Raw genomic sequence first — 12,860 nt, 5'->3', positions numbered from 1 at the left:
GACAGCGCCGGCGATGCCACGGAGCCGCCATGGTGACGACCCTCTTTCGCCTCGAACCACACCCTTTCGACGACGACGCGTCGAACCCGGCGCTGCCGCGCTTCAACGCGGCCATCGCCCGCCGGATCGGTGAAATCGCGGTCAATCTCGCATCGCGCCGCGGGCTGCCGATCGCGGTGAGCATCGTCGGCGAACAGGCGCCGCTGTTCTACTGCGCGCTCGACGGCAGCGTCGCCGGCGACAGCGACGCGATCCGCCGGCGCCAGAACACGGTGCTGCGGTTCGGCCTCAGTTCGCTCGCGGTCGGCGAGCGCTTTCGCCGCGCCGGCTGGTCGCTGCAGTCGCAGGGGCTGTCGGACGACGACTATGCGCTCGACGGCGGCGGCGTGCCGCTGCGCATCGCGGGAACGGGCGTCGTCGGCGCGATGGCGATCGCGGGGCTCGACCCGGCGCACAATCACGCGCTCGCCGTCGAAAGCCTGCAGTGGCACGTCGGTCGCTACGCGCTCGCGATGCACGCATGACGGCACGGGCGGCGCGCCCGGTTGCAGGCGCGCCGCCCCGCCGGATCAGTTCAGTCCGCCGCTGACGACGAGGCGCTCGCCGGTCATCCAGCGCGCGTCGTCCGACGCGAGGAACACGGCGACCGACGCGATGTCGTCGGGCTCGCCGAGGCGGCCGAGCGGCGTCTCGCTGCGCACCTGCTTGTCGAGATCCGAACCGATGATGCCCGCGCTGTGGGTGCCTTCGGTCACGATCATGCCCGGGTTGATCGCGTTCACGCGGATCTTGCGCGGGCCGAGTTCGAGCGCGAGCACGCCGGTGATCGCGTCGACCGCGCCCTTGGTGCCGCTGTAGACCGCGCTGGCCGGCGGCGTGATGCTGGTCACCACCGAGCTGATGTTGATGATGCTCGCGCCTTCGCCGAGATGCTTGACGGCCGCCTGCGTCGTCAGCAACACGCCGAACACGTTCGTGTCGAACTGCCGGCGGTAATGTTCCTCGCTGATCGCCTCGATCGGCGCGAATTCGTATACGCCGGAGTTGTTGACGAGCACGTCCAGCCGGCCATACGTGCCGATCGCCGTATCGACGATGCGTTGCGCGTCGGCTGCCTTCGACACGTCGCCGCCGACCGCGACCGCGCGGCCGCCCGCCTCGACGATCGCGCTCACGACCGCGTCGGCGCCCGCCTTGCTGCTTGCATAGTTGACGACGACAGACGCGCCCTCGGCGGCCAGTGCCTTCGCGATCGCGGCACCGATGCCCTTCGACCCGCCCGTGACGATCGCTACCTTGTTTGCCAGCTTGCCCATGATTTCATTCCTCCGACAGAAGACGTTCGATGATGACGGCGCCGGCTGTCGCGCCAATCCGGCAACCGGCATGACTGGCAATGTACTGTGCGGCGCAGCGGCGATAAAGCGGCCCGGCGCGAATTGACTGGCGGGGTTTTACGAACAATCCGCCGGACGCGGTCAGCCGGCGCTCAGCCATGCGGCGGTGACCGCGCCGCCGAGGCCGCCGAGCGCGCCGTCGTAGACGATCCGTCCGCGCCCCATCACCGCGACGCGCCGCGCGAGCCGCGGCGCGAGCTGCAGCCGCTGCTCGATCAGCACGATCGCGACGCCGTCGGCCTGCAGCGCGGCGAGGCAGGCGCCGACTTCATCGACCGCAAGCGGCGCGAGCCCTTCGGCCGGCTCGTCGACGATCAGCACGCGCGGGCGACCGGCCAGCGCACGCACCAGCGCGAGCACCTGCTGCTCGCCGCCCGACAGCCGCCCGGCCTTCACGTCGGCGCGCGCCGCCAGCAGCGGAAAGCGGTCGAACAGGCGTTCGAGCGCCGCGCGCTCGGCCGCGCCGCGCGTGCCGCGCAGCCCGAGCCGCAGGTTGTCGCGCACGGTCAGCAGCGGGAACACGTCACGGCTTTCGGCCACGTAGGCGACGCCGCGCCGCGCGATGTCGAACGTGCGCGCGCCCGCGCACTCCGCGCCGTCGACGCGCACCGAGCCGGCCGTGCGCACGAGCCCCATCACGGCCTTTGCGAGCGTCGAGCGCCCCGAGCCGTTGCGGCCGAGCAGCGCGAGCGTCTCGCCCGGCGCCAGCGCGAGATCGACCCCGCCCAGCACGGGCTGCACGCCGTACCACGCGCGCAGGTCGCGAATCTCGAGCAGCGCGCTCATGCGCCCTCCCCGAGATACGCAGCCCGCACCGCCGGGTCCCCGCGGATCGCGGCGGGTTCGCCCGTCGCGACCACGGCGCCGCGCACGAGCACCGTGATGCGTTCGGCGAAGCCGAACACCGCATCCATGTCGTGCTCGATCATCAGCACCGTGCGCCCCTGCGTCGTCGCGCGGATCAGCGCGATCATCCGCGCTGCCTGCTCGCGGCTCATGCCGGCCGTCGGTTCGTCGAGCAGCAGCGTGCGGGCGCCGCTCGCGAGTGCGATCCCGAGATCGAGCGCGCGCTGCTCCGCATAGCTCAGTTCGGCGGCCGGCGTGTCGCGCCGCGCGTCGAGGCCGACGTCGTGCAGCACGCGCGCGGCCGCGCGATCGACCGACGCCGATTCGCGCAGCCGGTTCCACCAGCGCCGCCGCTCGGCCGGCGCGTGCAGCGCCGCGCAGCGCAGGTTGTCGAACACGGTCAGCCGCGCGAACGCGCTCGTCTGCTGGAAACTGCGGCCGATGCCGAGCCGGCTGGCGACGACCGGCCCGCGCCCGCGCAACTCGATGCCATGCAGCACGACACGCCCGCGCGTCGGCCGCGTCGCCCCCGCGATCACGCCGAACAGCGTCGATTTGCCCGCGCCGTTCGGCCCGATCAGCGCATGGCGCTCGCCGGCCGCGATGCTCAGATCGACGCCGTCGAGCACGGTCTGCGCACCGAAACGCTGCACGACGCCGTGCAGTGCGATCGCGTTGCCGTTCATCGCCCGTCCTCCCGCGCGCCCGGCGCGAACCGTGCGCGCCAGCCCCACAGCAGCGTGCCGATGCCGGCCGCCGAGCACGCGACGGCCCAGCCGGCCGGCGTATCGGCGTCGATCCCCCATGCGCCGAACGCGAGGCCCGAGCCGTCGTCCTGCGCGAAGCGCCACGCATACCCCAGCTCGGCCGCGCAGACGATCGCCGCGCCCCAGAACACGCACGCGCCGACGCCGCACAGCAGGCGCCACCGCTCGGCCGCCGGCGCGCCGCGCCGCAGCGCATGCGCGAGCGCTTGCTCAATGCCGGCCAACCCGCCGGGCGCGGCCACGACGATCGCGACGAACAGCACGCCGAGATACAGCGCCCATGCGCGCGACACGCCCGCGACGACGATGCTCAGCGCGGTCAGCACGGCGGCGCCGGCCGCCGGCCCGAAGAATGCGCCGGTGCCGCCGATCACCGCGGCGATCAGCACGGTGGCCGAGCGCGCCATCGACACGCTGTCCGGCGTCGCGATCTCGACGTCGATCAGCGTCAGCGTGCCGGCAACGCCCGCGAAGAACGACGCGCAGGTGACCATCGCGAGCCGGACGCGGCGTGGATCGGTGCCGAGCGCGGCGACGCGCGCGGGGTTGTCGCGCACCGCGTTCGCGAGCCGCGCGAGCGGCGTGCGTGTCAGCGCGTGCATGGCCCACGCCGACGCGACGCACCACGCGGCGATCACCGCATAGGCCTGGGCCGGCGCGCCGAACTGCCAGCCGCCCCACGGCGTGCCGCTCGCGCGGTCGATCGGCACGCCGCCGACCCCGCCGAACCACGCGGGCACGCTCCATGCGGCGGCCGCGACGCATTCGCCGAGCCCGAGCGTGATCATCGCGAACGCGGTGCCCGAACGGCGCGTCGCGAGCAGGCCGGCGGCCCAGCCGAGACCGGCACCGGCCAGGCCGCCGACGAGCGGCAGCAGCGGCAGCGGGCCGCCGAAGCGGTTGAACCAGTGCGCGGCCGCGAACGCCCCGAGGCCCGCGAACGCGGCGTGCCCGAACGACAGCAGCCCGGTCGTGCCGAGCTGCAGGTTGTACGACAGCGCGAGCACGACGAGCGCGGCCGTCTGCGCGAGATAGCCGAGCATCGCGCCATGCGGCCACAGCCACGCGGGCAGCGCGACGCACGCGGCGAACAGCGTCCAGCGCGCGAGGCCGGCGAGCGCGCGGCTACGCATCGGCGCGCTCGCCGAACAGCCCGCGCGGCCGTGCGACCAGCACGGCGACGAGCAGCAGGTACGGCACCAGCGGCGCCAGTTGCGCGATCGACACCGCGGCGACGCTGTCGGGCAACGCGATGCCGGCCCATTGCGCGAGATCCCGCAGCGACGTATCGCTCGCGGCCGCGAAGGTCTGCGCGAAACCCACGGCAAGCGACGCGGCGAACGCGCCGCCGAGCGAGCCGAGGCCGCCGATCACGACCACCGCGAACACGACCGATCCGACGGTCTCGGCCAGCGCGGGCTCGACGACCGCGAGCGGCGCGCCGATCACGCCGGCGAGCGCCGCGAGCGCGGTCCCCGCGCCGAACATTGCCGTCATCATGCGCGGCACGTCGTGGCCGAGCGCCTCGACGGCCGCGCGATGCGTGAGCGCGGCGCGCACGACGAGCCCGATGCGCGACACGCGCAGCAACGCGCCGAGCGCGGCCAGCATCGCCGTCGACATTCCCATCATGAACAGCCGATAGCGCGGCAACGCGAGGCCGAACACGGTCACGGGCGCGCCGTCGAACAGCGGCGGCACCGGCGCCGGCAGCGGCGCGAGGCCCCAGACCAGCTTCGCGCCCTCGCCGATCAGGTAGGCGAGGCCGAAGGTCAGCAGCAGTTCGCTCGTATGGCCGCGCGCCTGCACGCGGCGCAGCAGCGTGCGTTCGCAACCGGCGCCGAGCAGCCCGACCGCGAGCGGCGCGAGCACGAGCGCGGGCCAGAAGCCCGCCCCCGCCGCGATGCTGTAGCCGACATACGCGCCGAGCATGTAGAAACTCGCATGCGCGAAATTGAGCACGCCCTGCACGCTGAAGATCAGTGTGAGGCCGGCCGACAGCATGAACAGCAGCAGGCCGTAGCTGAGGCCGTTGAAGGCCTGGAGCGCGAACGCGTGCACCGCGAACCGTCAGGCCGCGAGCGGATCGAGCGCCGAGCGCAGCGCATCGGGCAGCGGGACCGGACGGCGCGTGCCGCGATCGACGTACACGTGCACGAAATGGCCCTGCGCGGCGGGCGCCGCCGCGCCTTGCGCGAACAGCCCCACCTCGTAGCGCACGCTCGACGTGCCGAGCTTCGCGACGCGCAGCCCCGCGTCGACCGATTGCGGAAACACGAGCGGCGCGAAATAGTTGCATTGCGTCTCGACCACCAGCCCGATCGTCTGCCCGTGCTCGACGTCGAGCACGCCCGCGCGGATCAGGTATTCGTTCACGACGGTGTCGAAGTAGCTGTAGTAGACGACGTTGTTCACGTGCCCGTAGACGTCGTTGTCCATCCAGCGGGTCGTGATCGGCAGGAAGTGGCGGTAGGCGTCGCGCGGACGCGGTTGCGGCTTGTCGGACATGGCGATGGCGGTCAGGACGTTGAAAGCGATGCCCAGGGAACGCGGCCGCCGCATGGCGCGGCGGGCCGGCAACGGGCGAGACGCCGCGGCGCGGCGGACGAAACCCTGCGCACGGGCCGGCCCGTCACTGCCCCGGCCGGTCGACGAATTCGAAATCGAGGCCGCGCGCGCGCATCCAGTCGGCGAGCGCGACGCCGGTGCCGGCGCGCCACGGGCGCAGCAGCGGCGGATCGACGAGCCGGTATTCGAGCAGCTCCGGCGACAGCGCGACCGTGCCCGACGCGCGCACGTGGTACGCGATGATCAGTTCGTTCTTGCGGATGAATTCGTAGACGCCGACGAGCGACACCTGCTCGGCCTTCAGCGCGGTTTCCTCGAACACCTCGCGCGCGATGCCGTCCTCGGGCGTCTCGCCGTTCTCGAGAAAGCCGGTGATCAGCGCGAACATGCCTTCGGGCCAGGCCGCATTGCGCGCGAGCAGGATCTTGCCGTCGAGTTCGACGATCGCCGCGACGACGGGCAGCGGGTTGTTCCAGTGCACGTAGCCGCAGGTGTCGTCCGGGCACGCCTGGCGAACGCGGCCGCCTTCGTGTTCGGGATCGGCGCGCTCGGTCAGCGGGCGCGCGCAGCGGGGGCAGAAGCGGTAGTCGGCGGTGGTCATCGATGGAAAGGTGGCGAACGCGGGCCGCCCGCATCGGCGGCGCCGCACGCGCCCGGCGCGGGAAAGTCTCGATTCTAGCGAGTTTGCGCGGCGCCGAGGTGCTCCGCGACGGCCGGACGAACCGGCCGGACCCGCGCGGGCGATGCCGTCCGTCGGCGCCCGGCCTGCGTTCGCGCCCGCCCGGCTCGCGCACCGGGCATGCGAGAGCATGCCCGGCGAGTCGCGTTCCGCCTGCATGCGACGGCCCGTTCCCCTGCGCGGGCCGCCGCGTGCGGCGGGATGGCCGGCGATCCGGTCAGTCCGGGCCGCCGGCATGGGCGGCACCGGTCAGTCGCGGATCTGGCCGTAGTTGACGCTCGCGAGCGGCATCCCCGCTGCAGCGCCGGTTGCGCTGCTGCCCTTGAAAAGTCCGAAATTCAGGGCCGCGAACGCGCCGGCTTGCTGGCCGTAACCCGGGGTCAGCGCGACACGGGTTGTCGTCGTCGAGTTGTCGAACGTGCCGAAGTTCGCGCCGGCCAGGCCGCCGAGCCGCGCATAGTAGCCGCCGGAAACCATGCCTGCCGCCGCCGACGATGCGACCACGCCGCTGTTGAAGCCGACCAGGCCGCCAACGAAGCTGTCGTGACTGCCGGCGACCGAACCGGACGCGCTCGCGTGCTCGACCGACGCGCCCATGCCGTTCTCGCCGATCAGGCCGCCGACCGAGCTGCGCCGATCGGCCAGCACATCGCCGCTTGCATTCGACGACGACACGTAGCCGGTGTTGAGGCCGACCAGGCCACCGGCCTTGCCCGCTCCAATCACCGCGACCGCGCCCTGCGCGCCGGCATCGCGCACCGTCCCCGTGTTGCGGCCGACGAGCCCGCCGGCGATGCTGTCGAACTCGGCCCGGACATCGCCCGACGCGGACGATCCGACGATCGTGCCGCTGTTGGACGCCACGAGGCCGCCGACGACGCTCTCGAAATCGGTCGCGACCGAACCCGTCGACGCGGACGCCTGCACGGTGCCCGCATTCACGCCGACCAGACCGCCGGCCTGCGCGATCATGCCGGCCATCACGGCTCCCTTCGACGACGAACCGCGGATCTCGCCGTCGTTCACGCCGGCCAGACCGCCGGCCGTTGCGAAGTCGCCCGCGATCACCTCGCCGCTGGCCGACGACGCGCGCACTTCGCCGCTCGCCGCATTGCGGCCGACCAGCCCGCCCGCGATACCGTTCGCCCGTGCCGTAACGTGGCTGTCGGTACTCGACGCGTCGATCCTGCCTGCGTTGTGGCCGACCAGCCCGCCCGCCACGCCTGCCATGCCGGCGTCGACGTTGACGCTGGCCGTCGCGTCGCGCACGCTCGCGAAATTGGCGCCGACGAGGCCGCCGACGTTCGACGCACCGCCCGTTGCCCTGCCGACTGCCGTCGACGCGTTCACGACGCCACGGTTTTCGCCGACCAGCCCGCCGACGCGTGCGCCGTCGGTCGCCGCCACGATGCCCTTGAACGCCGATGCGTCCACCCGGCCCGCATTGTGGCCGACGAGGCCGCCCACGGATGCGTTGCGGTCACCCCGCACGTCGCCGCTGAACGTCGATGCGTTGACCGCGCCGCCATTGTTGACGCCGACCAGCCCGCCGACCCGCGCGCCGCTGCCGAGCGCGTTGACGATGCCGGTCGCGGTCGATCCGTCGACGAGGCCGCGGTTGTCCCCGACGAGCCCGCCCGCGCTGCCGCCCGACGCACTGACGACCTTGACGTCGGCCCGGCTGTCGCGAATCAGCGCATCGTCGGCAGCGGGCGAGATGAACGAGATGTTTTCACCCGCCAGACCGCCGACGTGCAGCGCATTGTTGCCGCCGTTGACGAGACCCAGCACGGATGCGCGCTCGATCGATCCGCCGTAGTTACCGCCGACGAGCCCGCCCAGAATCACCATGCCTTCGCCGCGCACCGCGACGTTCGTCGCCTTCACGTCCGAGATCGTGCCGAAGTTGTAGCCCGCCAGCGTGCCGACGCTGACCGGCGACCGGCCGTACGGCACGACCGTGTCCGTCGAGATGCTGTCGAGCCCGAGGTTGGCGATGCGCCCGCCGTTGGCCTCGAAAAGGCCGACGGCGTTGCTGCCCGAACTGGAAATCGACAGATCGCGGATGGTATTGCCGAGGCCGTCGAACACGCCGTCGAACACGCGTCTCGCTCCGATGCTCCGGAACGATGCGCCGCGGCCGTCCACCGCGTTGCCGAGTACATAGTGGCCGTTCAGGTCGCGGTCCACGTTGCGCAGGCCCGCGACGTCGTGGATCACCTGATACGCTTCGCCGTTCGACGAGAACGACGCATTGCGGCCCGACAGCGTTGCCGACGCGTTGTCCTGCGTGAACCGGTGACCCTTCACCGAGTTCAGCTCCAGATGCGCCTGCTCGCCCGTCAGCGCAAGCTTGTCGTCGACGCGGATTTCGCCCGCCGCGTTCGCTTTCACGCTCGCTTTTGCGCCACTTGCCGTCACCGCCTGCTTCAGCGCCACATCGCCGTGTTGCGACGTCAGCGTCAGTGCATGGTCGCTCGCCCAGTTCACCGCGCCATCGACCGTCACGTCGCCCGACGTGTTCGTCAATGCCACGTTCGTCGTGCCCAGTGCGCGCGACAGCGTCTGTCCGCCCAGTACGCCGTCCGCATTGTCGACGTTCGCGTTTGCCGACTCAATCGTCCACGTACCCGTGCGACCCGACACGTTGCGCGTATCGACCTGTGCATCGCCCGACACCTTCACACGCTCGCCGCGCGTCGTCACGTCGCCGCTCGCCGCGTTCAGCTTGCCGGCTACCTGAACCAGACCACCGTCCAGTACGATCTTCCCGTCGCGCGTGCCCAACCCCTGCGCCTCGATCGTCCCGCTGTTGTTCACCACCGCGTTCAGCAGGCCGTTCGCCGCGCGCGCCGTCATCAGCACCTCGCCGCCTTCCGCCTTCAGCAGACCGCCGTTGTGCGCCTGCGCATCCATCGCGCCGCCTTCCACCTGCAGGCTCAGCAAGCCGTTGCCGTCGAAGTTCACGTTGAACGCGTTACCCGCGCCCAGCGCCACGTTGCCCGCCTGCGCCCGGATCACACCCGTGTTCGACACCCGCGCACCCAGCAGCGCCACGCTGCCGCCTTCCGCCGCCGCGATCGTCCCCGCGTTCTCCACCGACTTCGACGACGCACCCGAGAATCGATAGTTGCCCGCCAGGAAATCCTTGTCCGACACATCCTTCGTCGACGCCACCAGACCGCCCACGTTCACCTGTGCACCTGCCCCGAACACCACTCCGTTCGGATTCACCACGAACACCTTCCCGTTCGCGTCGATCTGCCCGTGAATCTGGCTGCCGTTCGTCCCGATCACCCGGTTCAACGCGATCGACTTCGCGTCCGGCTGCTTGAACGACACCCGCTCTCCACCGCCCACGCTGAAGTCCTGCCAGTTCGTGATCAGCTTGTCCGTGTGCTGGTTGATCGACATCGTCTTGCCGTCCGCCGACGTCGCGATGTCCGCCTGCCCCGACGCGACCGCGCCGCCCGTCGGCAACGCGTACGCGCTCGTCGCCGCCAACCCGAGCAGCGACACCCCGGCCGCCAGCAGGCGCTTGCCGCCCCCCGTCTTGCCTCGGCGACGCGCGGTTTCGCTCACCGCACACCAACCGCCTTGCGCTTCGTTCCATACCATCGAGTAGGCTTTATTCATCAGGATTCCTTTTTTTACGTTTTAACTGACCCATCTTCGATGGGCCTCCGATCACGCTACCCGGTCAAAACCGGGCAGCATGAACCCTTCTGCTCGACAGGCAGACCTGCCGACCTTGTACCCCGCCGAGCGGATTCATGTTCTCGCTCGACTTGCAACCGGGATTCAATTCGTATTCCTATATGAGTATCGAAATATAGATTGCGATGAATCGCAGCCGGGCCTGCGTCGCGGATGTCAATACAGCGCCGGCCGCCCGAGCCGATCGCGACACCGAAAATCCTGTCACGCGTTGAATGCCGCCCGGAACGGGCGGCCATCCCCACGGGGCGGCGCGATTGCCGCCCCGTGACCTGCCGAGCGCCTCATCTGGCGCCGACATGCATTACCACGACTTGCCGTCGATCATGCCGATGTTGAAATCGACGAACGGCTCCGTCGATGCGGCGCCCGTCGCCTGACTCGATTCGATGCTGCCCGCATTGAATCCGGCAAAGCCGCCGGCGAACAACGGCCTCCTCTGCGCCCGGTAGTCGATCTTCGAGCTCGTACGCGACGAACGGATCGTGCCGTAGTTCTGGCCCGCAAAGCCGCCGGCATACGTCCCCGACGCGTAGACCGTGCCCGACGATTCCGAATCGGCGATCAATCCGTCGTTCGCGCCGACAAACCCGCCGACGTACAGTCCGTCGGTAGCGGTCACCGTGCCGCCTGCCGTCGAACCGCTCACGACGGTCTGCTTGCCGAGGTTTTCGCCGATCAGCCCGCCGGCGTAGCTGCCTCGCCCCGAGACCACGTCAGACGTCGAACCCGACGCCACCACCCTGCCGCGATTCGTGCCGACCAGACCGCCGATACGGCTGTCCTGGCTGCCGCGCACGGCGCCGCTCGACGCGCCGTGGTCGATCGATCCGTCGTTCACGGCCACGAGCCCGCCGATGCTGCTCGCATTGCCCGCGCTCACGTCGCCGTACGCCTTCCCTTCCAGAATCGCACCGACGTTCCGGCCGACCAGGCCGCCGACGACGCCGCGCCCGGCATCCGCCGCACGCCCCGTCGCCGACACGTTCGCGAGCACGCTGCCGCCGTCGTTCACGCCCGCGAAACCACCGGTCGCCGCCGCGCCGCTGCCGGTCACGTTGCCGGTCGCGTGCGACTGGCTGATCCTGCTGTCAGCATTCGTACCGATGAAACCGCCCACCCTGCTGCCCGCCGTCGCGCCGACATTGCCGCTTGCCGACGAAGCGCGGATCGTCGCGTAATCGCTGCGGCCGACGAGACCGCCGACGTCCGCCCCGGACGTCGCGCTGACGTTGCCGCTCGCCGAGACGTTCGTCAGCGCGGTATGGACGTTCGAGCCGACCGCCCCGCCGACCATGCCCGCCCGACCGGCCGAGACGGCCATCGACGAATTCGAGCGATCGATGGCACCGCCGACCGCGTGGCCGACGAGGCCGCCCGCGTACACGGTGTCGCCCACGGTAATCCGGCCTGCGCTCGACGAATCCGAGATGGTCGAATCCCAGCTCAGGCCGGCGAGGCCGCCCACCAGATTCGTCGTGGTCGACGACGGCGACCGCACGTTCCTGATCTCGGCATCGGCACGGCTGTTGGCGATGCGCGAGCTGGCGTTCGTCCCGGCGATACCGCCGATGTTGACCGTCCTGTCGTTGCCGGCGATCGAGCCCTGGAAGCGCCCGCCGTCGATCACGCCGGCGTCGTTTTCGCCGACGAGACCGCCTGCGACGCTATAGCCGGCGCCGGACGACGAAATGCTCATCTGCGTTGCGCGGACGTTCGAAATCGTCCCGCCGCGGTTGGCGCCGGCCAGACCGCCGATCGTCATGCTGGTCTTGATCGACGTGCTCGCGCCGTTCACCGCGATCGAGTCGAGTGCGAGGTTGGCGATACGCCCTCGGTTCTCGGCGAACAGGCCGACGGACGCGCCGCTGCCATTGACCTTCAGACGGGACACCGTGTTGCCGAGGCCGTCGAACACGCCGTCGAATGCGCTGTTCGCTCCGATGCTCTGGAATGCCCCGTTCTTGCCGTCGATCGCGTTGCCCAGCACGTAGCGGCCCTTCAGGTCGCGGTCCACGTTGCGCAGGCCCGCGACATCGTGGATCACCTGATACGCTTCGCCGTTCGACGAGAACGACGCGTTGCGGCCCGACAGCGTTGCCGATGCGTTGTCTTGCGTGAACCGGTGACCCTTCACCGAGTTCAGCTCCAGATGCGCCTGCTCGCCCGTCAGTGCCAGCTTGTCGTCGACGCGGATTTCGCCCGCGGCGTTCGCTTTCACGCTCGCTTTTGCGCCACTTGCCGTCACCGCCTGCTTCAGCGCCACATCGCCGTGTTGCGACGTCAGCGCCAGCGCGTGATCGCTCGTCCAGTTCACCGCGCCATCGACCGTCACGTCGCCCGACGTGTTCGTCAATGCCACGTTCGTCGTACCCAGCGTGCGTGACAGCGTCTGTCCGCCCAGTGCGCCGTCCGCATTGTCGACGTTCGCGTTCGCCGACTCAATCGTCCACGTACCCGTGCGACCCGACGCGCTGCGCGTATCAACCTGTGCATCGGCTGCCACCTTCACCTGTCGGCCGCGCGTCGTCACTTCACCGCCTGCTGCGTTCAGCTTGCCGGCTACCTGAACCAGACCACCGTCCAGTACGATCTTCCCGTCGCGCGTGCCCAGCCCCTGCGCCTCGATCGTCCCGCTGTTGTTCACCACCGCGTTCAGCAGGCCGTTCGCCGCGCGCGCCGTCATCAGCACCTCGCCGCCTTCCACCTTCAGCAGACCGCCGTTGTGCGCCTGCGCATCCATCGCGCCGCCTTCCACCTGCAGGCTCAACAAGCCGTTGCCGTCGAAGTTCACGTTGAACGTGTCGCCCGCGCCCAGTGCCACGTTGCCCGCCTGCGCCCGGATCACTCCCGTGTTCGACACCCGCGCACCCAGCAACGCCACAC

Annotated in this window: 10 protein-coding genes; 1 reads left to right on the top strand and 9 read right to left on the bottom strand. The window is 70.6% G+C overall.

Annotated elements, in window-relative coordinates; all coding sequences use genetic code 11:
• Window positions 1-29: 29 nt before the first annotated feature.
• Entirely contained in the window at window positions 30-524 is a 495-nt protein-coding gene (locus tag GQ56_RS0130915) for a heme-degrading domain-containing protein (RefSeq protein WP_031402333.1), read from the top strand.
• 45 nt (window positions 525-569) lie between these two features.
• Here GQ56_RS0130915 and GQ56_RS0130910 read toward each other — a convergent pair whose 3' ends face one another.
• The 9 genes from GQ56_RS0130910 to GQ56_RS0130870 form a co-directional block, all read right to left on the bottom strand.
• Window positions 570-1,316, bottom strand: a complete 747-nt coding sequence (locus GQ56_RS0130910; protein ID WP_031402332.1) for a glucose 1-dehydrogenase — start codon at window positions 1,314-1,316, stop codon at window positions 570-572.
• A gap of 162 nt (window positions 1,317-1,478) precedes the next feature.
• The gene (locus GQ56_RS0130905; RefSeq protein ID WP_031402331.1) at window positions 1,479-2,183 is read right to left on the bottom strand and encodes an ABC transporter ATP-binding protein; all 705 of its coding nucleotides are present in this window, start codon (window positions 2,181-2,183) and stop codon (window positions 1,479-1,481) included.
• Window positions 2,180-2,929 (bottom strand): ABC transporter ATP-binding protein, encoded by a 750-nt coding sequence (locus GQ56_RS0130900; protein WP_031402330.1) that lies wholly within the window; start codon window positions 2,927-2,929, stop codon window positions 2,180-2,182. The genes GQ56_RS0130905 and GQ56_RS0130900 overlap by 4 nt, the downstream gene beginning before the upstream one ends.
• A complete protein-coding gene (locus GQ56_RS0130895) occupies window positions 2,926-4,143 on the bottom strand; it encodes a branched-chain amino acid ABC transporter permease (protein WP_031402329.1) in 1,218 nt (405 codons plus the stop codon). The genes GQ56_RS0130900 and GQ56_RS0130895 overlap by 4 nt, the downstream gene beginning before the upstream one ends.
• On the bottom strand, window positions 4,136-5,071 hold the full coding sequence (locus GQ56_RS0130890; protein WP_031402328.1) for a branched-chain amino acid ABC transporter permease: 936 nt from the start codon (window positions 5,069-5,071) through the stop codon (window positions 4,136-4,138). The genes GQ56_RS0130895 and GQ56_RS0130890 overlap by 8 nt, the downstream gene beginning before the upstream one ends.
• Before the next feature lie 9 nt (window positions 5,072-5,080).
• On the bottom strand, window positions 5,081-5,518 hold the full coding sequence (locus tag GQ56_RS0130885) for an acyl-CoA thioesterase (RefSeq protein ID WP_031402327.1): 438 nt from the start codon (window positions 5,516-5,518) through the stop codon (window positions 5,081-5,083).
• A gap of 124 nt (window positions 5,519-5,642) precedes the next feature.
• Window positions 5,643-6,179, bottom strand: a complete 537-nt coding sequence (locus tag GQ56_RS0130880) for an NUDIX domain-containing protein (RefSeq protein ID WP_031402326.1) — start codon at window positions 6,177-6,179, stop codon at window positions 5,643-5,645.
• A 327-nt stretch (window positions 6,180-6,506) separates the two neighbouring features.
• Complete coding sequence (locus GQ56_RS0130875) at window positions 6,507-9,893, bottom strand: two-partner secretion domain-containing protein (RefSeq protein ID WP_031402325.1); 3,387 nt, start codon at window positions 9,891-9,893, stop codon at window positions 6,507-6,509.
• 385 nt (window positions 9,894-10,278) lie between these two features.
• Window positions 10,279-12,860 (bottom strand): beta strand repeat-containing protein (locus GQ56_RS0130870; RefSeq protein ID WP_043301696.1); only part of this gene is annotated, 2,582 nt, incomplete at its 5' end.

It is taken from the genome of Burkholderia paludis (genome assembly GCF_000732615.1).
GTDB classification, from domain to species: domain Bacteria; phylum Pseudomonadota; class Gammaproteobacteria; order Burkholderiales; family Burkholderiaceae; genus Burkholderia; species Burkholderia paludis.
This window is presented reverse-complemented; position numbering and strand designations above follow the sequence as displayed.

What these genes read in the sequence shown, in the direction of transcription:
- GQ56_RS0130900 (WP_031402330.1), bottom strand. Translation starts at nt 2,929, where the DNA reads ATGAACGGCAACGCGATCGCACTGCACGGCGTCGTGCAGCGTTTCGGT.
- GQ56_RS0130895 (WP_031402329.1), bottom strand. Translation starts at nt 4,143, where the DNA reads ATGCGTAGCCGCGCGCTCGCCGGCCTCGCGCGCTGGACGCTGTTCGCC.
- GQ56_RS0130875 (WP_031402325.1), bottom strand. Translation starts at nt 9,893, where the DNA reads ATGAATAAAGCCTACTCGATGGTATGGAACGAAGCGCAAGGCGGTTGG.
- GQ56_RS0130910 (WP_031402332.1), bottom strand. Translation starts at nt 1,316, where the DNA reads ATGGGCAAGCTGGCAAACAAGGTAGCGATCGTCACGGGCGGGTCGAAG.
- GQ56_RS0130915 (WP_031402333.1), top strand. Translation starts at nt 30, where the DNA reads ATGGTGACGACCCTCTTTCGCCTCGAACCACACCCTTTCGACGACGAC.
- GQ56_RS0130905 (WP_031402331.1), bottom strand. Translation starts at nt 2,183, where the DNA reads ATGAGCGCGCTGCTCGAGATTCGCGACCTGCGCGCGTGGTACGGCGTG.
- GQ56_RS0130885 (WP_031402327.1), bottom strand. Translation starts at nt 5,518, where the DNA reads ATGTCCGACAAGCCGCAACCGCGTCCGCGCGACGCCTACCGCCACTTC.
- GQ56_RS0130880 (WP_031402326.1), bottom strand. Translation starts at nt 6,179, where the DNA reads ATGACCACCGCCGACTACCGCTTCTGCCCCCGCTGCGCGCGCCCGCTG.